Here is a 19,899-nt window from a genome sequence, read left to right as displayed (position 1 = left end):
GACGCCGGTGCCCGGATCGTTCGTGAGCACGCGCTCCAGCTTCTGCGCCGCCAGCGGAGTGCCGTCGGCGACCGTGACCTGGCCGGCGTGGATGGAGCGGCCGATGCCCACGCCTCCGCCGTGGTGCAGCGACACCCACGTCGCGCCGGACGCGGTGTTGAGCAGGGCGTTCAGCAGCGGCCAGTCGGCGATGGCGTCGGAGCCGTCCTTCATCGACTCGGTCTCGCGATACGGCGATGCCACCGAACCGGAGTCGAGGTGGTCGCGGCCGATCACGATGGGCGCTGACAGCTCGCCCGACGCGACCATCTCGTTGAACCGCAGTCCGGCGAGATGACGCTCCTTGTACCCGAGCCAGCAGATCCGCGCGGGAAGGCCCTCGAAGTGCACCTTCTCGGACGCCTGCGTGATCCAGCGCGCGAGCGCCTTGTCTTCGGGGAAGAGCTCGAGCACCGCGCGGTCGGTCGCGGCGATGTCAGCCGGGTCGCCGGAGAGGGCTGCCCAGCGGAACGGACCGCGGCCCTCTTCGAACTGCGGGCGGATGTAGGCGGGCACGAAGCCCGGGAAGGCGAACGCGCGGTCGTACCCGGCGAGGGCGGCCTCGGCGCGGATGGAGTTGCCGTAGTCGAAGACGGCGGCGCCGGCATCCAGGAATCCGACCATCGCCTGCACCTGCTTGGCCATGCTGCGCCGGGACTGCTCGGTGAACCCTTCGGGGTCCGCCTCGGCGGCCGCCTTCCACTCCTCGAACGGGATGCCTTCGGGAAGGTACGCGAGAGGGTCGTGGGCGCTCGTCTGGTCGGTGACGATGTCGATCGCGACCTGGCGGTCGAGGAGCTCGGCGAAGACGGTCGCGGCGTTGCCCGCGAGGCCGACCGACAGCGCCTCTCCCGCCGCCTTCGCGGCGAGCACGCGCTCGAGCGCGCGGTCGAGATCGGTGGTGTACTCGTCGAGGTATCCGTGATCGACGCGCCGCGCGAGGCGCGACTCGTCGACGTCGACCACGAGGACGGCTCCGCCGTTCATGGTGACCGCGAGGGGCTGGGCGCCGCCCATGCCCCCCGCGCCACCGGTGAGGGTGAGCGTTCCGGCGAGGTCGTCGCGGCCGAGCGAGCGCGCGACCGCGGCGAACGTCTCGTACGTGCCCTGCAGGATGCCCTGCGTGCCGATGTAGATCCACGACCCGGCCGTCATCTGGCCGTACATCGTGAGCCCCAGAGCCTCCAGCCGGCGGAACTCCGGCCAGTTCGCCCAGTCGCCCACCAGATTCGAGTTCGCGATCAGCACGCGCGGCGCCCACTCGTGCGTCCGGAACACCCCGACCGGCTTGCCCGACTGCACCAGCAGGGTCTCGTCCGATTCCAGCGTCTCGAGCGTCCGCACGATCGCGTCGTACGCCTCCCAGCTGCGCGCGGCCCTGCCGGTGCCCCCGTAGACCACGAGGTCCTCCGGGTGCTCGGCGACCTCGGGGTCGAGGTTGTTCATCAGCATGCGCATGGCCGCTTCGGTCTGCCAGCTCTTGGCGACCAGGGTGTTGCCGCGAGCGGCGCGGATCTGGCGTGACATGGGATTCCTTCGTGTAGACGGCCCTAAAGGGCGGTGCCAGTGGTGAGTCCCGCCGAGAGGCGGCGGGCGGCGGCGGCCAGGAGCACGCCGTATTGCTCGGCTGACATCGGCGTCATGCGATAGCTCGGCACCAGGATGCTGAGCACGGCGACGACGCGCCCGGCCGCTGCGATGGGAGAGGCGATCGCCGTCACGTCCCGTTCGATGCCGCGCTCGACGATGACGTAGCCCTCGGCGGGCGTCTCGCCACCCAGGACCAATCCCGCGGCCGACCCTTGGAGCGGGATGGTGCGACCCACCCAGTTCGCGTGCCGGACCGAGTGGGACCCCTCGATGATGCTGATGTAGAGCGCGGTGGACGCGTGGCCTTCGACGCTGAGATAGACCGACTCGCCGGTCGCCTCTTCCAGCCCGATCATCTCTTCGTGGCAGACGTTGATCAGGGACTCGTGACCGAGCGCCTGAGCGCCCAGCTGCATCAGCCGTGAACCGGCTCGATAGCTTCCTTCATCGTCGCGCCGGACGAAGCCGCTCGATTCGAGCGTGCGTAGGAGCCGCAGCGCCGTGCTGGGGGCCAGGTCGACGGCGCGGGACGCGTCCGCGAGCGTCGTGCTGCCCTGCTCGCACACGTTCGCGAGCAGGGAGAGCGCCCGTTCGACGGTGCGTGTGGACTGTTCGCTCATGCGGCCTCCTGGAGCGGCAACCCTGCCGGTGTGCCGCGGGGTGTGTCTGCGTCGGTTGCCATTCTTGCTAAAGAGTAAAATACACGTGCCACTCAGTGAAACATAGTGCGGATCGACAATTGCGCGTGAGAGCGGATTGGGAAGAAGTGCCAGATCCCTCCGCAGCCCCCGTCCGGATGACCGTGTGTCCGACCAGCTCGACGGCGCGTGACGTCGCGGCCGCTGGTCATCGACACGATCTGCGCAGATTTCGACGGACCTGTCGAATCCGGCTCGTCCCGTCCGTAGAGGTAGTGAGGGCGAGGATCAGCGAGCACCGGACGCTCGCGGTGATCGCGACCTCGCCGCACGCACCGCTCCGCGACACGAAAGGCCCCAGGATCATGAGCACCACCTTCACCATCGGCTTCTTCTGCACGCTCGACGGCTACGGCATGGCCGAGGGCTGGCCCGGGTACTGGGGCAAGGAAGGCCCCGAGCTCATCGACGACCTCGTCCGTACGTACGCGCAGGACCAGGTGCTCGTCTTCGGGGCGACGACGTTCCGGGAGTTCCGGACATTCGTGAAGGAGTACGACGAGCCCTACTACGACCGGCTGACCGAGCTGCCGAAGATCGTTTTCTCGCGCACGCTCGAGGAGCCGCTCGGGTGGCAGAACTCGACCGTGCTCCACGAGGACGCCGTCACGGCCATCGAGCGCCTCAAGCGCACCACGGATGTGCCGATGCGCTCGCACGGCAGCATCTCCCTGAACCGTGCGCTTCTCGCCGCCGGACTGGTCGACCGACTCGAAGTCGTCATCTTCCCCGCCGTCACCGGTCGAGCAGGCGGAGCTGCCCTCCTCCACGGCGGGGCGGAACTCGACCTCGACCTCATCGAGTCGACCGTGCTGGACGGCCGCATGCAGAAGCTCGTCTATGCCCCGCGGCTGCACGGCGAGATCCCCGCGGGTGTCGGGCCGAAGCGTCGCAGCGCCGAGTAGGGTACCCCGCGTCTCGCAGGCGAGGAAGGATACGACCATGCAGTATCTCGTCAACGTCATCGACAGCCGCAGCAACTCGGGAACGGCCGAAGAGGCCGTCGCGATCGACGCCTTCAACGACAAGCTCCGTGCGGGCGGCCACTGGGTGTTCGCCGCCGGGCTGGCCGACCCGGCCGTCTCCACCATCATCGACGGGCGCGGCGACGAGCCGCTGTTCACCGACGGTCCATTCGTCGAGGCGAAGGAATGGGCCGCCGGCTTCTGGATCATCGACGCCCCCGACCTGGACGTCGCGCTGAAGTTGATGAGCGAGGGCTCGAGGGCCTGCAACCGTCGGCTCGAGGTGCGTCCCCTCCTCGGCGGGTGACCGACGCGCAGGATGCCCTCACCCGCGCCCATCGAGACGAATGGGCGCGGGTGGTGGCGACGCTCGCCAAACGATTCGGCAACCTCGACACCGCCGAGGAGGCGGCGGCGGAGGCGTTCGCCACCGCCGCAGAGCGCTGGCCGGCGGAGGGGGCACCGCCCAACCCCGGAGGATGGCTCACCACCACGGCAACCCGCAAGGCGATCGACCGGCTCCGGCGCGAGAGCAGCCGCGATGAGAGGCACAGGGAGGCGCAGCTCGTGTACGACGCGGAGCCCGAGCCGCTCGGTGCGATCGACGACGATCGGCTGCGGCTGATCTTCATCTGCTGCCATCCGGCACTGGCGATGGACGCGCGGGTGGCGCTCACGCTGCGTATGGTGGGCGGGCTGAGCGTTCCCGAGATCGCGCGGGCGTTCCTGGTGCAGGACACGACGATGGGCGCCCGCATCACGCGAGCGAAAGCCAAGATCACCGCGGCCCGAGTCCCTTATCGGGTGCCGGGGGCCGAGGATCTTCCCGGCCGGGTCGCGGGCGTGCTGGCGGTGCTGTTCCTGATCTACAACGAGGGGTATCTGGCGTCCGGCTCGGACAGCGAGCCGGTGCGCGAGGAGCTCACCGGCGAGGCGATCCGTCTGGCACGGCTGCTGCACCACCTGCTGCCCGACGATGGCGAGGTGACCGGCATGCTCGCGCTCATGCTGCTCACCGATGCGCGCCGCTCGGCACGGGTGTCGTCGGCGGGCGAACTGGTTCCGTTGGCTGAACAGGACCGCGGACAGTGGGATGCCGAGCTGATCGCCGAGGGGCACACCCTGGTCCGTGAGCGGTTGGCTTCGGGCGTGCCGCCTGGCCGCTACCAGCTGCTCGCGGCGATCAACGCGGTGCACACCGACGGCGACGCGACGGACTGGGCGCAGGTGGTCGCGCTCTACGACCACCTCGTGCGGCTCGACGGCTCGCCCATCGTGCGCCTCAACCGGGCGGTCGCAGTCGGCGAGCGCGATGGCCCGGCCCCCGGGCTGGCGCTCATGGACTGGCTCGCGCCCGCACTGCAGGGCTACCACGCGTATCACGCGGCGCGCGCACAGCTGCTGCGCCGACTGGGTCGGGCGGCCGACGCCCGTGAGGCCTACACCGCGGCGATCGCCCTGACGCAGAACACGGCCGAGCTCGCCTTCCTCACCCGGCAGAGCGAGAGCCTCCCAGCGGAATGACACGCGGATTATCGGTCGAGCGGAGTGAGGGGCTCACCGCGCGGCTGGAGCGGCTCCTCGTGCGTGGCCGGGCGCCGGTAGCGCAGGGTGACGATCTCGAACGGCCGGAGCTCGAGCGTCACGGATGCCGCATCCCACTGTTCGCCCGTCGGGCGCTCGAGCAGATCGGTCCGTTCGCAGCTCGTGGCGTGGAACTGCGCCGTCACCGAGACGGATCCGCGCCCGCCCGCGGACTCGTAGAGCCGGAGGATGACATCGCCGGACTGGTCGTCGGCCAGCTTGACCGTCTCGGCGACGACGGTCTCGCTGCGGATGGCGAACAGCGCGGCGGCCGGGTGGTCGCCGGTCACGCGCCGCGGGGGCCGGTTGAGTCGGTATCCCTCGGCAACGGCATCACGGATGCCGGCATTCGGCCGCACAGAGACACGAACGGTGTGCGTGCCCTGGTCGGCCACCGGGTCGGGATAGCGGGGTGCACGGATGAGCGACATGCCGAGCGTGGTCGAGCGTCCGCCCCCGGCGCGCGCCGTCCGGCGGGCGTCGTGGCCGTAGGTGGAGTCGTTGGCCACCGCCACGCCGTAGCCGGGTTCGCCGACGTGCACCCATCGGTGCGCGCAGAACTCGAACCGGGCCGCCTCCCACGACGTGTTCTCGTGCGTGACGCGGTGGACGTGGCCGAACTGCGTCTCAGCGGCCGTGACGTCGGCGTGCACGTCGATGTCGGCGAACAGCTTCAGCAGCTTCTGGCTCTCGTGCCAGTCGATGACGAGCTCGATGTCCAGCGCGGGAGCGCCGGGTGCGAGGCTGAGCCGCTGTGTGACACGCGACGATCCGAAGGAGCGGGTGACGACGACCGTCACCGCACCGTCGTCACCGGTGATCACTTCCAGCGCGTCAGGGATGCCGACATCGAGCGGAGTGGCGTTGCGTCGATAGTGGTCGTCGATGTCCCAGGCATCCCACTCGTTCGGTGTGTCGCGGTGCAGCACCAGCCGGTTCGCGGCGCCGCCGGGGGCCACCGCCTCGCGGCCCGACACCTCGTCGACGAGTGATACGACCAGGCCGCGCTCATCGATCACCGCTCTGAGCATGCAGTTGTCGACAACCAGGCCGCCGTCCGGCCGGCGCTCCCACGTCGCTGCGGCTGCGGCCTCGCCGGGCGCTCCGATGGCGAACGCCTCGATCCCGCCGCCGGCCACGGGCATCGGGTTGGCGAGAAGCGCTGTCGATCCCGTGCCGACCAGCGCCGCCAGGCTTCGGCCGACGATGGTCGTGAGCTCGTCGCGGACCCGCGCGTGGTCGCGTTCGGCCTCGCGGTGGACCCACGTGATCGAGCTGCCGGGGAGGATGTCGTGGAACTGCAGCAGCAGCACGGTCTCCCACGCGCGCCGCAGTTCGTCGTAGGGGTACGGCTGTCCCGTGCGGATCGCCGCAGTCGCCGACCACAGCTCCGCTTCGTGGAGGAGCTGCTCGCTGCGCCGGTTGCCCTGCTTGGTGCGCAGTTGCGAGGTGTAGGTGCCCCGGTGCAGCTCGAGGTACATCTCGCCCGCCCACACCGGTGCGTCGGGATAGCCGGCCTCGGCATCCGTGAAGAAGCGGCTCGGCGTGCCGATCTCGACGCGGGGGAGTCCCTCCAGGTTGCGCGACCTCGCGGCCGCGGCCAGCATTTCGCGGGTGGGTCCGCCGCCCCCGTCGCCGAATCCGAACGGCACCAGCGACGTCGTCGCGGCGCCGGCGTCTTTGAAGTTCCGCTCGGCGTACAGCAGCTCGGCCGGGGTCAGTTCGGAGCTGTAGCTGTCGGCCGGGGGAAGGTGCGTGAACACCCGCGTGCCGTCGATCCCCTCCCACCAGAACGTGTGGTGGGGGAGCCGATTGACCTGACTCCACGAGAGCTTCTGCGTCAGGAACCAGCGACTGCCCGTGCCGCGCAGGATCTGCGGCAGTGCTGCGGAGTATCCGAACGAGTCGGGAAGCCAGACCTCTTCGGTCTCGATCCCGAACCGCTCCCGGAAGAACCGCTTGCCGTGGAGGAACTGACGGATCATCGACTCACCGCCGGGCATGTTGGTGTCGGACTCGACCCACATGCCCCCGACGGGCACGAACCTGCCGGCACGCACCTGCTCGCGCACCCGCTCGAACAGGTCGGGGTAGTGCTGCTCGAGCCACGCGTACTGCTGCGCGGACGAGGCGGCGAAGACGAACTCCGGATGCCGCTGCATGAGGTCCAGCGCGTTGGCGAAGGTCCGCGCGACCTTGCGGATCGTCTCGCGCGCCGGCCATAGCCACGCCGAGTCGATGTGCGCGTGGCCGACCGCCACGAGGCGATGGCTGGAGGCGTGGGCGGGGGAGGCGAGCAGCGGTGCGATGACCTCGCGTGCGCGCGTCGCGGTGCCGGCGATGTCGTCGGGATCGAGCGTGTCGAGCATCCGCTCGAGCCCTCGCACGATGGTGTGGTGCCGCGGGGAGTCCTGCGGCAGCTCGCCCAACAGGCCGCTGAGCACCTGGATGTCCTGCAGCAGCTCCCACGCCGTCTCGTCTCGCCTGACGAAGCCGATGGCGCCGAGGCTGTACAGCGCGCCCTCGCCCGAGGTCAGCTTGTCGCCGAGGGGTGTGGTCGCGAACGTCCATTCGCCCGCGATGTCGGGGTTGGCGGCGGCCTCGATGTAGACCGTGACCTCATCCGCCGCGTTCGCGTCGGCGTCGGTGATGGTGTCGCTGTCGAGTTGCAGGTGGTGGCTGCGGGGCGAGACCGCTTTGAGGATGCTGCCGTCCGGGCGATACGCCAGGCCCTCGACCTGGAAGCCCGGGTGATCGGCCGTGAAGCCGAGGTCGCAGACGATCTCGGTGTGCCGCCTGCTCCACCCCTCCGGCAGCCGGCCCGAGAGCCGGAACCAGGTGGAGCTCCAGGCGCGTCCCCACGTCCAACCCGCCGGGGTCGGGTCGTAGTCGCGGTCCACGGCCTCCGAGAACGGCACGGGCTCGTCGGGGACCGACCAATGCTCCACACGCAGCGGGCGGAACTCCGGGTATACCGCGGGCTCGAGCCGCTCGCGGATGAACCTTCGCAGACGTGCCTCCACATGCGACCGGTCGTCGTGCACGTTTGCTCCTCACCGCAGGGGCGGCCGCTTCCGCACGGCGGAGTCGCCCGCCGACGAGAGTACCTCCACCACTCTGGACCGGTTCAGCGCCGGCCGCCCCGCTTCCGAAGGATACGGTTCGCCGGACTCAGCCGATGGGCTCACGGTCTGATGCGGCACGGTGAGATCATCGGTGAATGCTCCCAGACTCAGGGATGTCGCTGACCCGGCCCGCAGATCGGCAGTGGCGTGCACAGAGCGCCGGGTTCCGTCGCTGGGAGAAGTCGGCGGAGCTGGGCCGAGGTGACGATGTCTGGCGCTGGGCGATCCGCGAGGTGATGCAGTGGGGGGTCAAGACCCGCAGCGGCTTCACGGTGACGCCGGGCGAGCGGGCCGCCGCGGGGGACCGGCCCGTGATCATGGCGCACCCGTTCGGCCTGTCGGTCCGAGAGCCCGTCGAGGTCGTCGAGGTGGTGGAGACCGGCGAGCGCGTCGGATTCGCCTACCGGACGCTGCCGGGCCACCCCGTGAGCGGTGAGGAGGCGTTCATCGTCCACCGCGACGGCGAGGCGGTGATCCTGACGATCCGTTCCCTCACCCGCCCCGGTTCGCAATGGGGGTGGCGGACCGCCTACCCCGCGCTGCTGATCGCGCAGCACGTGGCGCGACGGCGCTACTTCCGGGCGCTGCGCGTGCGCGCTCCACGCTGATCGTCGCGGGCTGCGCCTCCGGGCTCACCGCCACAGGCCCTCGGCTACTCGCTCTCCGTCGCGGTGGCGTAGTGCGGAAGGCCAACCGGCTTCGACTCACCCGAGCCGCGCTGACGCAGGAAGATCGACAGCGCGATCATGGCGCCGACCGCCAGGAACTCGGACTGCCAGTTCTGCAGGGTCCGGTTCCAGAAGTCAGGCGTGCCGAGGTATTCCACCCACGCAATGGGAGGCTGCCCGTGTTCGGCGCTCTCGGAGTTCATGACGACGTTGCCCGCCAGGGACTGCGCGAGCCACGACAGCACGAACACCGTTCCCATCACCAGCAGCAGCGAGTTCGAGAAGAGCGTCTGCCGGATGCCGCGGGCCCGGGCCCAGGACGGCGAATCCGGTCGTGCGTGCTCGCCGACCATCTGCTCCTTGTCGCTGCCGGGACCCTCGTCGCCGGGCTTCTTCGACTCGGGTGAGCCGCGCTGCACGAACCAGATCGTGGCGGCGATGAACAGGAAGAACTGAAGGAACTCCGACTGCCAGTTCTCGGCGACATCGACGACGAACTCGGACGACGTCACGAAGGAGCCGAATGCCTCGGCCGGCATCCCGTGCTGCGCCAGCCGCTCGTTGCTCTCGAACCAGCCGGCAACGGATTGCCCCACGAGCGCGAGCACGAAGAGAACACCGAACAGGAGGCTGAGCGCGTTGTCGCGAAGCTGTCGCATGGCTCACCGTCCGATCAGGGGAATCGTGAACATGTAGGCGAGGCCGACGGCGAGGACAGTGATCCACGACCAGAACACCACGGCTTCGCCGCGGCGAGGGCCAGCCTCCTCCGGAGTGAATTCATCCATCGCGCTCTCCTTCCTGATTCCACCTGCTCGCTCTACGCGTGCTCCCTGATCGCGTCCAGGAGCCCATCTCGTGCACGCTCCAGGAAGGGGCCCTGGTCCTTTCCGACGGGGTGGAGGAAGAGCTCGTCGGCGCCGGCGCCGACCAGCGCGCCGAGGCGTTCGGCGACATCCCGCTCCTCTGCGGAGATGAGGATGCCGCGCTCGAGCGCTTCGGTGTCGTCGGGGTCGGCGAGCCGGTCGAAGTCCTCCGGCTGCATGAGCTCCCACATCAGAGCGGGGTCGACCGTCGCCTGGCGCCATTGGTCGGCCGCCGTCCGCAGCGCTTCGGAGTGGGTGTCGGCGAGGCTCACGTGCACCTGCACGGCGCACGGGCCCGTGCCCCCGGCATCCCGGTATGCAGTCAGGATCCGCCCCACGGTTTCGGGGTCGTGACCGACCGTGACGACGCCGTCGGCCCACGACGCGGCCCACGCGGCCGTCTCTGCCGAGGCGGCGGCCGCGCGCAGCGGCGCCGGGTTCTGGGGGCGGGACCATACGCGGGCGTCGTGCACCTGGAACGCGCCGTCGTGCGTCACCCGCTCACCCGCGATGAGCCGGCGCATGACGTCGGCCGCCTGCACCAGGCGGTCCTGCCGCTCGGGCTTCTCGGGCCAGTCGTCCCCCGTCACGTGCTCGTTGAGGGCCTCGCCCGACCCGAGCGCGCACCAGAAGCGCCCGTCGAACATCTCGGCGAGGGTCGCCAGTGCCTGGGCGGCGATGACCGGGTGGTACCGCTGCCCGGGGGCAGACACCATGCCCATCGGGAACGACGTCGTGGCGAGGGCCGCGCCCAGCCAGCTCCAGGCGTAGCCGGACTCGCCCTGCGCCAAGCCCCACGGCGCGAGGTGATCGGAGCACATCGCCCCGTCGAACCCGGCCCGCTCCGCCTCTTGCACGGCGGCGAGCAGTCGCGAGGGCGGCAGCTGCTCATGGGATGCGTGATATCCGAGGAACACCATGCCCTCCAGCGTGCCGGGCGCGGGAGGACTCGCCCACGCCATTGCACCCCGTCGGCACGCGTGCTAACGCCTGGTCGCCGTTTCCGTGTCTTCGGGGCGCGTGTCGCCCACGCCATCATCACTCCTCTCGCAGTCAGCCCGGTCACAGGGCGGCCGCGCACTGTGGAGTCCTCGACCGCATCAGAGCTCGTGGTGAGGGTGCGTCTCCTCGGTGTGCTCCGGCGGTTCGGGCACGATGTGCAGTCCCGTGACCGAGTTGGCAGTGTAGATGAGTGCCTCCACCCAGGCCCGGTTGATCGGCGGCTGCCGGCTGCCGTAGAACTTGTAGACCAGCGAGGCATGCGAGTGGACCCACACCGTGGTGCGCCCGTTGCCGATGCTGGGGTCGTCCTTCCAGCTGAACGAGAAGGACTCGCCGCGACGCAGCTTCGCGCTGATGACCACCATGAGGTGCGCCAAGACGCGGTCGTCGAAGTCGACCTTGACCGCGCCCTCGTAGATGAACTTGCCCATGAGACCTCCGGATGCCGGCATCAGAGCCACGAGCCGGAGTGCGAGTCTCCTCCCGGCCTGCATGCGCTTGAAGCCAGAATGCACCCGATCGATGCTTCATCGCGCCCCCTCACGCTGGGCGCTGGGCAGGCGGGCCTCGCGCCGGTAGCGTGGGGAAGGGAGAATGATGAGCAGCAGCTTCGCCGTCGCGCTGGCGCACCTCGAGCAGTCCGGCGGTCGACCGGAGGAGTTCAGCAGCGCTTTCGTCGAGTTCCTGCCGATCACCGGGGCTGCCGTATCGACTCTCGGTGACGTCTTCGGAAGCGAGACGCTGTCGGCCTCCGACGACCGGGCGGCGCGCCTCGACGAGCTGCAGTTCGACCTCGGTGAGGGCCCGTGCTGGGACGCCCTGCGCAGCGCGCGTCCGGTGGCGGAGGCATCCCTCCGCGTCGCGGGCCGCCGGCGGTGGCCGGCCTTCGTCGGCGCTCTCGAAGGCGAGGAGGTCAGCTCGCTGTTCGCGTTCCCGCTGGTCGTCGGCGCGCTGCGCGTCGGCGCGATCGACCTGTACTCGCGAGAGCCCACCGCTCTCAACCCCGACCACGAGCACCAGGCCTCGGCGATGGCGTTCGTGATCAGCCGGCACGTGCTGCGGCTGGGGCTCGAAGAGCACATCCGCGAAGAGAGCCTGCAGCAGCCGCTCTCGCGGCGCGTTGTGTATCAGGCCACGGGGATCGTGCTCGCCCAGCTCGAACTGTCGCCCGAGGACGCCCGGCTCGTCATCCAGGGTCAGGCCTTCGCGACGGGGAGGACCATGGCGGATGTCGCGGAGGACGTCGTGGCGGGAAGACTCCGATTCACTCGGCAGGACGACAGGATCGAGGTCGAGTCATGACGAAGACCTCGCGCGACAGTCACCTCCTCCAGACCTTCGCCATGCTGGCGGACACCATGGTGGACGACTACGACGTGGTCGACCTCCTGCAGTCGCTGGTCGACGCGTGTCATGACGTGCTCGGGATCTCTGCCGCCGGCATCCTCCTCGCCGACGACGACGGCGAGCTGCAGGTCGTCGCCTCGACCAGTGAGGCCAGCCGCCTGGTCGAGCTGATGCAGTTGGGCGCGCAGGCCGGTCCCTGCATCGAGTGCTACCGCCGGGGGACCTTCGTGTCGGTGGCCTCCATCGCGTCTGTCCCCGAGGAGTGGGGCGCCTTCCGAGACAGCGCGACCGCGCACGGGTTCGGCGCGACCGACGCCGTGCCGCTGCGCCTCCGCGACACGACGATCGGCGCACTCAACCTCTTCCGCGAGAAGGAGGGGCCGCCTGAGGAGTTCGACGTGACCGCGGCGCGGGCCTTCGCGGATGTCGCGACGATCGGCATCCTGCACGAGCGCACCCTGCGGGAGTCGGAGGTGCTCGCGCGGCAGCTGCAGCAGGCGCTGCAGTCGCGGATCACCATCGAACAGGCGAAGGGCGTCGTCGCCTTCACGAACGGCGTTCCCATCGACGATGCCTTCCAGACCATCCGCGCGTACGCGCGTCGCCACCAGCTTCCGTTGAGCGCCGTCGCGGCCCGGCTGGTCAACCGCGAGCTGCGCATCGGCGAGCCGGTCGACGACAATCGCCCCGGCTGACACGTCGAGACCCGGAGCGTATACTGGCCGCGCGCGCCCCAGACCCTGGCGTTCTCCAGAAAGGCCGGGTGAACCCATGAAACTGCTGACGAACGGGACGGGCGCATATCTGACCGGCGACCGGATCGCCGATGCCGTCGTCCGCCTCGGGGTCGCGCTGTCGAACGAACAGCGGGTGGACGTCGTGGAGATCCCCTACCGTGCGCCGCACGGGGGCGTCGAGCAGGCGCTCCTGACCATCGGCTGGCAGACGCACGTGAACGCCGAGACTCGGTCGGATGTCACCGACGAGCTCGTCGATCACGGCGCCGTCCAGGCCCTCGTCGCGCGGGCACACCGCATCGTCCCGAGTGGCGACACGCCGATGTCGCACGACGAGGTCGGTCACACACAGGGCTACGACGGCATCGTCTGACGCCGCCGCGTCACTCCGAGATCTCGGCGACCGTTTCGCCCGTCTCCACCGGCGCGAGAGCGAGCGCGATGTCGGCCTGACTGATGATTCCGACGAGATCGTGGCCGTCGATCACGGGCAGCCGGCGGACCTGGTGCCGCTTCATCGCCTCGAGGGCCTCCTGGATGTCGTCGTCGGCGCCGATCGTGACAGGCTTGCCCTGGCCGAGCGAGCCGGCGGTGGTGCTCGAGGGGTCGCCGCCCTGCGCGATGCATTTCACGACGATGTCGCGATCGGTGAGCATGCCCTTCAGCCGCTTGTCCTCACCGCAGATCGGCAGTGCCCCCACATCCAACGAAGCCATCAGGCGCGCGGCGTCCACGAGCGTCTCGTTCTCTCCCACGCACCGGGCGTCGGGGGTCATGATGTCCCTGGCAACGGTCATGTCCTTCTCCTTCCGCTGATCCAGCGACATTAGGCGCGCGTCGGATCCGCCGCGGAGGGGCTTGACACGGACTTGCCGTGCGGTTCGGCTCGATGCTCGGAGCGCCGGAGTCTGCCTCGACGGCCGACCTCAAAGCAGGATGACGATGTCGGTGATCACCCAGGTCCCGTCGACGAGGACCAGGGTGTACACCCAGTACTCGTCGACGAGGAAAGGTTGATCCACCGGCGCACCGTCGGCATCTGTGAGCGAGTCGTATGTCTCGTGCGACTTGATCTCGAAGGTCTCGGCCGAGCGTCGCTCGATGTCGGTGGGTGTGAAGGCGAAGTCGGCGACGGCCGCGCTGTAGGACCGGGATGCCGGTCCGAACGCTGCACACCCGCTCGCGTCCATCGCGCTGCGGAACGAGGCGGTGGTCGTCGCCAGGTAGGCGTCGCAGTCGCCCTCCAGCCAGGCGTCGTTGTACGCGCGCATGGCCTCGATCGCCGCGCGTTCATTCGTGTTCGCCGGTTCGTCCTCGGCCGCCGCCCCGTTCTCTCCTTCGGCGATCTTCCACGCTCCGTCCACCTCGACCAGGTGATAGCGGTACGGCGCGCCGGTCTCGTACGGCGGGTCGATCGGCTCGCCGAATTCGTCGACGTCGAGCGTGCACACCTCGACGACGTCGACGATGATCTCGCCGACGTGCGCGTCGACGAGGGTGCGGAACCGCATGTCTTCGGGGTGCACGTCCATCGGGCAGTACGCGTTCTGATCGCTGATGTGCTGCTGGAAGCTCGCGCAGTCCGGCCACGCCATGAGCTCGCGGAAGCCCGCTGTCGTCGACGCCTCCAGTGCGGCGCAGTCTCCGGCGGAGTAGGCGGCGCGCCAGTCGGCCATCGTCTCGGCGACCGCCTGGTCCTCGCCCGCGGTCAGCTGCCCCTCGGTGCGGCCGCCGGTGACATCATGCACGCTCTCGAGCTTCCACGCACCATCGGCGCGGACGAGGTGATACCGGTAGTCGACTTCGACGGACACCGGGGTGGTCACCGGCTCACCGTTCTCGTCGATGTAGCTTCGGGCCTCCATGTGCGCGAGAGCGGCGATCGTGCCACGGCCGGTGCCGGCCGCGGATATCGGCGTCACCTCGAGTGATTCCAGGACCTGCGCGCGGCCGCCGGCGGACTGCACGAAGACGTCGCAGTCCGGCAGGCCGATGCGTGCGCGAAACTCGGTCGTCGTCACCGCGACGAACAGGTCGCAGTCCTCCTCGGCGAAGGCCGTCTCATAGGCTGCGACGACCGCCATCGCGTCGGCCTCGTTGCCGCCCGTGGACGACGGCGAAGGCGACGGCTCCGCCACCGCATGCACCCGGGGCGCCGCGGTCGAGCCGGCAGCTGTGGTGGGAAACGACGTGACCGCGATGGCGCCGAGGACAGCCGCCAGCAGCGCCGGAGCGATCCATCGGCGATGCCGTCGATGCCGCTCGGGCGCGGATGGCCGTCGACGTGCCGCCGTGTGTTCGCCGACACTGTCGGCCGCCCGTCCGACGGCGCGGACGCCACTGTCAGACGAGCCCCCAGAGCTCCCCATGGCCGGAGCATAGCCCCTCTCGACGGCGAGGGCATCCCTCGCGGCCCAATCGATGCACAGGCCCAGGCTCACGGGCCTTGCAGGGCCCGGGGCGCGCGGGCGGGGCAGCTATTCCATGCCGTCGATGAGCCAGTCGTCGCCGTCGGCGACGACGGTGTACACCCAGTCGATGGAGTCCTCGGACGGCTCGTCGAGCGGCGCGCCATCTTCATCTACGAGCGCCGTGTATGTCTCTGTGGTCGTCACGACGATCGCGTCGCCGTCCCGCCGCACGTCGGTCACATCGATCTCATAGTCCTCGACGGAGTCCGTGAACGTCTCCGCCTCGGTCTCGAACGCCGAGCAGTCCGCGAGTCCCGACTGCGTGCGGAAGCTCTCGGTGGTCGATGCGGCATAGGACTCGCAGTCGGCGTCCTGCCACGCCTCGTCGTACAGCTCGACGGTGGCGACCGCGGCCCGCTGGTCGGGGTCCGTGGCCGTCCCGCTCCCGAGCGGTCCGGCGGCGTCGAGACCCGCGATCAGCCGCGGAACAAGTGTGGCGGCCAGGATGACGATGGCGAGCACCACGACGCCGAGCACGACCCACACGATCCACAGTCTCGACTTCGCCGGTGCCGGGGGAGGCGCCGGTGCGATGGCGGTGGGAGCCGAGCGTGCCGTGGCGGTCGCCTGCCCGTCCGTCGCGCCGGGCTCGGCGACGTGCTCGGTCCAACGGGTGCCATCCCACCACCGCGTCGCATCGTGGCCGTCGTCGTACCACCCGGGCGGAGTCGTCGTCATGCGAGAACCTTAGACCCGACGGGTCACAGCCAGCGACGGCGTTTGAACAGCCCGTAGATCACGAGGTCGATGGTGATGATGGTCAGGCCGATGACGATCCATCCGTACTGCCACTGGACGAGCGGGATGTTCTCGAAATTCATGCCGTAGAGCCCCGCGATGAGCGTCGGCACCGCGAGGAGCGCCGCGAAGGCCGAGATCGTGCGCATGTCCTGGTTCTGCCGGGCGGCGACGTTGTTCTCATAGCTGGAGAGGATGGCGTCCAGCGCGATGCTCTGGTTGTTGATGAGGGCCGCGGTCCCGGCGGCGTCGTCGAGCAGGTCGTGCAGGTACGGCAGGATGTGCTCGTTGCCGACAGTGAGGGTCTCGAGGTGACGCGTGCTCTCATGCAGCGCCGCGGCGATGCTCGAGACGGCGCGGTCGACCCGTCCGATGTCTTTGCGGATCCGGTAGATCCGGTGGTGGTCCTCGCGCTCGCTTTCGCTGAAGACCTGCTCTTCGAGCTCCTCGAGGGCGGATTCGACGGATGCCGCGGCATCCGCGTAGCCGCCGACGATCTGCGCCATGATGAGGTGCGCCGCGGGCAGGGTGTCGGCACGCGCTTCCTCGCGGGCATCCTCGAGCAGTTGCGGCAAGTCGGGCAGTTCGCCCCCGTTGCCGCGTTGCACCGTGAGCAGCCAGCCTTCGCCGATGTAGAGGAACGTCTCGCCGAGCACCAGCGCCTCGTCGGCCGTGTGCAGCACGTTCCACAGCATCACGAAGAGGTGCTCGTCGAACTTCTGGACCTTCGGCTGCTGACGGCGCGAGACGACGTCGGCGACCGCAGTGGGGTGGATGCCGAGCACGTCCCTCGCGCGTCGCACGGTGTCTTCGTCGGGCTCGACGAGGTGCAGCCAGATGAAGTCGTCCTTCCGTCGCGTGCGACGGACGATCGGCGGTACGTCCTCCAGGGAGGCGTCCGTCAGCGGCTCGATCTCGTCGCCGACGAGGAAGATGCGCAGCGAGCCCTCGGCGGGAGGTGCCGCGTCGCCCCCCTCTGCGGTCGTCGCATTCTGCTCCTTCGCGGGCTGCGGCATCGGCGGTACCTTTCACAACGTAGCGTGGGGATGCCCCGGGCGAGGCCCCTCGAGCGCGTCGAGCCGTGCGGGAGGCTCGGAGCGGCTCAGTCGTCACCGGAAACATACGCCGGCGAGTGGCACGCACTGAGGGGCTTGTCCCGCGGCGGCGCCTGTGCATGGACGACCCGGCGCACAGCGGAACCGGTGCCCGGCTTACTGGGTGGAACGCGCGTTGCCGCCGCCGCAGCCCGGCCCCTACATTCGCACCAACCCGAGGGTCGATCCGGGATCCCCGCTCCCCAGGCGGGGCCGGAGGCTGTCATCGGCCGAGCGCGGCCATCGCGCTTCGATTCCCCGAGGACCACCTCGAATGATCGAAGGAGATCACATGAGATCGCTACTACGCTCCGGGGTCGCGCTCGTCGCCGCTGCGGCGCTCGGCGCAGGGATCGTCCTCGCCGGGACGGCGGCCGGGGCCGACAAGGACAACGGCAAGGGCCTCGGCGGCCAGCCGGCAACCGCCAGTCAGATCTACCTCGACGAGATCAAGGACTACGGCGTGTGCCGCGGCACGGATCCGGAGTGCTACCACGAGTGGGGCAACGGCTGGACGGAGGGCGAGCAGAAGCGCATCTTCGTGTGGAGCCGTACCGCGGGTCCGCGTCACGCCCATCTCGGCACGGCGCTCGGTCCTGGGCTCAACCCGCCGCTGAACGACAACAACGTCGCTCAGAAAGCGATGATCGCGTGGGCGGCGGACCGGGGGATCGCGGTGGACTACACCGAAGACCTGGCGAGCTTCAGCCGACTGAACAACTACCAGGCGGTCGTGTTCCTCGGCTCGAACCGCGACACACTCGACGACACCGCGCAGACGACGCTGATGCAGTACATCCGCGGCGGAGGTGGATTCGTGGGAATTCACAACGCCTTCGGTGCCGAGTATCACTGGCCGTACTACGAGGGCCTGCTGGGCGGGGCCAACTTCTACAATCACGGGCCGAACCGCGACGGCACGGTCGAGACGATCAACAACCGCGACGTGTCGACGTCGTTCCTGCCTGAGACGTGGGCGTTCAAGGACGAGTGGTACAACCTCATTCCGTACCCGAGCTTCGTCAACGTCCTGCTCGAGGTCGACAAGGCCACGAGCGAGGCGACGCCGGCCGGCCACGGCGAATCCCACCCGGTGAGCTGGTGCCAGTACTACGACGGCGGCAGGTCGTGGCTCACGACCCTCGGCCACGACGTGGCGGCGTGGACCGATGCGCCCCTCGCCGGCGACGAGTTCTTCAAGCAGCACGTGATGGAGGGCATCGAGAGCGCCATGGGCGTCAAGCCGTTCTGCACCACCTGACCGCGGGGACGGGAGTCCACCATCTGCGAGCCGGGGGCCCGGGCACGTCGTCACGACGCGTCCGGGCCCCCGTTTCGTCAGCGCACGACACGCCTGGAAAGCGTGATGTCCCACTGGGTGGAACCATCGGTTCCGTCCGGCCGTGCATGCTTGCCGCGCCTTCCGTGCCGACGGATACTGCACACATGCGATCCGCTCTCACAGGCGAGCCGGTATCGGTGCTCGACCGGATCCTCGCCATCCTCGACACCGTCCGCGAGTCGCACGGCTCGACCACGATCACCCAGCTCGCGCTGGCCACCGGCATCCCGAAGTCGACCGTCTCACGGCTGGTCGGCGACCTCGTCCGGCGGCGCTATCTCATGCGCACCGACGACGGCGTCACGATCGGCCTGCGGCTCTTCGAGCTGGGCTCTCGCGCCAGCACGCCTCGCCGGCTCACCGCGGCAGCGCTCCCGGTGCTCGCCGAGCTCTACAACGCCACCGGCGAGCATCTCAATGTCGCGGTCCAGGAGGGCCGCGACATGCTCTCGGTGATCTCCGTCCGCGGGCGACTGCGGCCGGTGCCGTCCCGTGCGGGCGTTCGCGTGCCGTCGGCGACCACCGCGCTGGGCAAGGCGGTGCTCGCGTTCACCGTCGACGAGGGCGTCCTCTGCAGCGTGATCACCGGGCTCGATGCGAGCCGGCGGCACGCCCTCGAGAAAGAGCTCGACGCCGTGCGCACGGAGTCCGTCGCCATCGACCGCTGCGAGACCTTCCCCGGGGTCGTCGGCGTCGCCAGTCCTGTGCTCTCGCCGGAGCGCCTGCCCCTGGCGGCCATCTCGGTCGCGGGTCCCGTGGCGGACATGGACCCGAAGCGGATCGCGCCCCTCGTGCGACACGCCGCCCTCGCCCTCACCCATCGGCTTGCACTGCAGGTGGCGTGAGGCATGTCCGCCGTGAGTCATGTCCACCGTCCCCGGTGACGCGGTCGGCGTCCTCGACCGCATGACCTGCATCCTCGAGGCGTTCGACGGGGACGACCGGGGGATGGGCATCTCCGAGCTCGCACTGCGTGCAGGCCTTCCGAAGTCGACCGTCTCGCGGCTGGTCGCGACCCTGGTGCGCCAGCGGTATCTCGAGCGCGACGGAAAGCTGATCCACCTGGGCCTGCGGCTCTTCGAGCTCGGACAGCTCGCCGAGCAGCCCCGCGAGCTCAGGATCGCCGCGCTCCCGGTCATGGCCGACCTTCGCAACCAGACCGGCGAGAACGTGCATCTGGCCATCCGCGACGGAGGCGAGGTGGTGTGCATCGCGGTCATGCGCGGCCGGTCGGCAGGGCTGTCGACCGTTCGCACCGGCGGGAGGCTGCCCCTGCACGCCACGGCGCTGGGCAAGGCGGTGCTCGCCCACGACTCGCCTTCGGGCATCGACGACGTGCTCTCGGCGGGGCTGGCGGCGTGGACGGCGCAGACGATCACCGATCCGGCGGCGCTGCGGCGTCAGCTCGCCGGCATCCGGGGCGGTGGGCTCGCCGTCGAGGCGGGGGAGTTCGCCACCGGTGTCTCGTGCACCGCGATCGCGGTGTTCGCGCCCGGGGGCCGGCTGGCGGGGGCCGTGTCGGTATCGGGGCACCAGGCCGACCTCGACGCGGACCGTGTCGTGCAGGCGCTGCGGGCGGCTGCGCTGACGCTCGCACGCCGCCTGGCGGCGCTCAGAGCCCCCTCGGACTGAC

The 19,899-nt window shown here is 69.7% G+C and carries 21 protein-coding genes; 10 read left to right on the top strand and 11 right to left on the bottom strand.

Going from position 1 to position 19,899, the window contains the following annotated elements:
• Together B1729_RS17320 and B1729_RS17315 are read right to left on the bottom strand one after the other, a co-directional pair.
• Positions 1-1,566: urocanate hydratase (locus tag B1729_RS17320; protein WP_163634027.1), on the bottom strand; the 1,566-nt coding region annotated here is incomplete at its 3' end.
• Positions 1,567-1,589: 23 nt separating this feature from the next.
• Positions 1,590-2,249 carry a helix-turn-helix domain-containing protein gene (locus B1729_RS17315; RefSeq protein WP_163618504.1) on the bottom strand — a complete coding sequence of 220 codons (660 nt, stop codon included), beginning with the start codon at positions 2,247-2,249 and terminating at the stop codon, positions 1,590-1,592.
• A 383-nt stretch (positions 2,250-2,632) separates the two neighbouring features.
• Between B1729_RS17315 and B1729_RS17310 the strand changes: the two genes are divergently transcribed.
• Genes B1729_RS17310 through B1729_RS17300 form a run of 3 tightly spaced genes read left to right on the top strand, consistent with a single transcriptional unit; the run spans position 2,633 to position 4,816 of the window.
• A complete protein-coding gene (locus B1729_RS17310; RefSeq protein ID WP_163618505.1) occupies positions 2,633-3,232 on the top strand; it encodes a dihydrofolate reductase family protein in 600 nt (199 codons plus the stop codon).
• 37 nt (positions 3,233-3,269) lie between these two features.
• On the top strand, positions 3,270-3,599 hold the full coding sequence (locus B1729_RS17305) for a YciI family protein (protein WP_163634025.1): 330 nt from the start codon (positions 3,270-3,272) through the stop codon (positions 3,597-3,599).
• The gene (locus B1729_RS17300; RefSeq protein ID WP_204318960.1) at positions 3,596-4,816 is read left to right on the top strand and encodes a DUF6596 domain-containing protein; all 1,221 of its coding nucleotides are present in this window, start codon (positions 3,596-3,598) and stop codon (positions 4,814-4,816) included. The genes B1729_RS17305 and B1729_RS17300 overlap by 4 nt, the downstream gene beginning before the upstream one ends.
• An 8-nt stretch (positions 4,817-4,824) precedes the next feature.
• On the opposite strand, the gene B1729_RS17295 is transcribed toward B1729_RS17300, so the two are convergent.
• Positions 4,825-7,920, bottom strand: a complete 3,096-nt coding sequence (locus tag B1729_RS17295; RefSeq protein WP_163634021.1) for an alpha-mannosidase — start codon at positions 7,918-7,920, stop codon at positions 4,825-4,827.
• 176 nt (positions 7,921-8,096) lie between these two features.
• On the opposite strand from B1729_RS17295, the gene B1729_RS17290 reads away from it, so the two are divergent.
• Positions 8,097-8,609 carry a DUF1990 family protein gene (locus B1729_RS17290; protein ID WP_239525990.1) on the top strand — a complete coding sequence of 171 codons (513 nt, stop codon included), beginning with the start codon at positions 8,097-8,099 and terminating at the stop codon, positions 8,607-8,609.
• A 44-nt stretch (positions 8,610-8,653) separates the two neighbouring features.
• On the opposite strand, the gene B1729_RS17285 is transcribed toward B1729_RS17290, so the two are convergent.
• The 4 genes from B1729_RS17285 to B1729_RS17275 form a co-directional block, all read right to left on the bottom strand.
• On the bottom strand, positions 8,654-9,328 hold the full coding sequence (locus B1729_RS17285) for a DUF6766 family protein (RefSeq protein WP_163634020.1): 675 nt from the start codon (positions 9,326-9,328) through the stop codon (positions 8,654-8,656).
• A gap of 3 nt (positions 9,329-9,331) precedes the next feature.
• The gene (locus tag B1729_RS20905) at positions 9,332-9,457 is read right to left on the bottom strand and encodes a hypothetical protein (protein ID WP_275575855.1); all 126 of its coding nucleotides are present in this window, start codon (positions 9,455-9,457) and stop codon (positions 9,332-9,334) included.
• A 32-nt stretch (positions 9,458-9,489) separates the two neighbouring features.
• Complete coding sequence (locus B1729_RS17280; protein WP_163634018.1) at positions 9,490-10,455, bottom strand: TIGR03885 family FMN-dependent LLM class oxidoreductase; 966 nt, start codon at positions 10,453-10,455, stop codon at positions 9,490-9,492.
• 180 nt (positions 10,456-10,635) lie between these two features.
• Entirely contained in the window at positions 10,636-10,968 is a 333-nt protein-coding gene (locus B1729_RS17275; protein ID WP_163618553.1) for an ATP-dependent DNA ligase, read from the bottom strand.
• Positions 10,969-11,134: 166 nt separating this feature from the next.
• Between B1729_RS17275 and B1729_RS17270 the strand changes: the two genes are divergently transcribed.
• From B1729_RS17270 to B1729_RS17260, 3 genes are all read left to right on the top strand, one after another.
• Positions 11,135-11,839 carry a GAF and ANTAR domain-containing protein gene (locus B1729_RS17270; protein ID WP_163634016.1) on the top strand — a complete coding sequence of 235 codons (705 nt, stop codon included), beginning with the start codon at positions 11,135-11,137 and terminating at the stop codon, positions 11,837-11,839.
• Positions 11,836-12,579: a GAF and ANTAR domain-containing protein gene (locus tag B1729_RS17265; RefSeq protein WP_163618510.1), complete on the top strand. Its 744-nt coding sequence runs from the start codon at positions 11,836-11,838 to the stop codon at positions 12,577-12,579. The genes B1729_RS17270 and B1729_RS17265 overlap by 4 nt, the downstream gene beginning before the upstream one ends.
• A gap of 76 nt (positions 12,580-12,655) precedes the next feature.
• Complete coding sequence (locus tag B1729_RS17260) at positions 12,656-12,994, top strand: hypothetical protein (protein ID WP_163618511.1); 339 nt, start codon at positions 12,656-12,658, stop codon at positions 12,992-12,994.
• Positions 12,995-13,004: 10 nt separating this feature from the next.
• Here the strand turns inward: B1729_RS17260 and B1729_RS17255 are convergent, their stop codons facing one another.
• The 4 genes from B1729_RS17255 to B1729_RS17240 all read right to left on the bottom strand — a co-directional run bounded on the left by B1729_RS17255 (position 13,005) and on the right by B1729_RS17240 (position 16,846).
• Positions 13,005-13,418, bottom strand: a complete 414-nt coding sequence (locus tag B1729_RS17255; RefSeq protein ID WP_163618512.1) for a CBS domain-containing protein — start codon at positions 13,416-13,418, stop codon at positions 13,005-13,007.
• 129 nt (positions 13,419-13,547) lie between these two features.
• A complete protein-coding gene (locus B1729_RS17250; protein ID WP_163634014.1) occupies positions 13,548-14,990 on the bottom strand; it encodes a hypothetical protein in 1,443 nt (480 codons plus the stop codon).
• 108 nt (positions 14,991-15,098) lie between these two features.
• Entirely contained in the window at positions 15,099-15,770 is a 672-nt protein-coding gene (locus tag B1729_RS17245) for a DUF2510 domain-containing protein (protein WP_163618514.1), read from the bottom strand.
• A 23-nt stretch (positions 15,771-15,793) separates the two neighbouring features.
• A complete protein-coding gene (locus B1729_RS17240; RefSeq protein ID WP_163618515.1) occupies positions 15,794-16,846 on the bottom strand; it encodes a CorA family divalent cation transporter in 1,053 nt (350 codons plus the stop codon).
• Positions 16,847-17,216: 370 nt separating this feature from the next.
• Here B1729_RS17240 and B1729_RS17235 point away from each other — a divergent pair, with 370 nt between their 5' ends.
• The 3 genes from B1729_RS17235 to B1729_RS17225 all read left to right on the top strand — a co-directional run bounded on the left by B1729_RS17235 (position 17,217) and on the right by B1729_RS17225 (position 19,898).
• Entirely contained in the window at positions 17,217-18,185 is a 969-nt protein-coding gene (locus B1729_RS17235) for a ThuA domain-containing protein (protein ID WP_204260102.1), read from the top strand.
• Positions 18,186-18,370: 185 nt separating this feature from the next.
• A complete protein-coding gene (locus B1729_RS17230; RefSeq protein WP_163618516.1) occupies positions 18,371-19,111 on the top strand; it encodes an IclR family transcriptional regulator in 741 nt (246 codons plus the stop codon).
• A 19-nt stretch (positions 19,112-19,130) separates the two neighbouring features.
• Entirely contained in the window at positions 19,131-19,898 is a 768-nt protein-coding gene (locus B1729_RS17225) for an IclR family transcriptional regulator (protein ID WP_163634012.1), read from the top strand.
• Position 19,899 lies beyond the last annotated feature (1 nt).

The organism is Microbacterium sp. B35-04 (assembly GCF_010634885.1).
Taxonomy (GTDB): domain Bacteria; phylum Actinomycetota; class Actinomycetes; order Actinomycetales; family Microbacteriaceae; genus Microbacterium.
Note: the sequence above shows the minus strand (reverse complement) of the source record. Positions and strands in the feature narration are given on the sequence as shown.